Source organism: Spiroplasma sp. hy2, assembly GCF_044714365.1.
Lineage (GTDB): Bacteria > Bacillota_I > Bacilli_A > Mycoplasmatales > Mycoplasmataceae > Spiroplasma > Spiroplasma phoeniceum.
The window spans coordinates 1-522 of record NZ_RXFZ02000361.1; the positions used below are offsets into that span (position 1 = coordinate 1).

Annotated in this window: 1 protein-coding gene; it reads right to left on the reverse strand. The window is 28.2% G+C overall.

What is annotated here, in order from left to right:
- On the reverse strand, positions 1-522 hold a 522-nt coding region (locus tag EHV01_RS06500; RefSeq protein ID WP_422066747.1), incomplete at both ends, for a hypothetical protein.

A 522-nucleotide genomic window follows, 5' to 3' on the forward strand; every position in this document is an offset into this window, starting at 1 on the left:
TATATCTCAAACATTACAAGAACCCATTTTATTATATTCAATTTGAACTTGTCCAACGGTATTACCAAATTCATCTTTTCTTCTAAAATATGATGATGCTTGGGTACTAATAATATTATCAACATTACCACTATTTACTTTAACTTTGTTTGGTGGTGTTATTTTTCAACTTTTAGACCAATAAAATTCAGAATTATTATTTTCTTCTTTAATAGTTGTACCAACCGTAGGATTAGTTGCTGTTGAACTCGCTTTATCGGTTATAACAATACCCTCACTATTTTTTTGATTTCAAAAGTCGTATCTACTTTCCATATCTTTTTTTCAATCTTCATAACCCGTTATCATAGTTGGTTGAATACCTTGAATGTTATATCAACTTACTTCGGGTGATGCATAAGTATTTATTTTATCAGGTGGGCAAGGATACATGTTATACATTAATAAATCTCTTGAATTCATAACTTTTTTATTAAATTCACCTTTAATAATTGGTCGACCAATAACAGGCATATMAAAAAT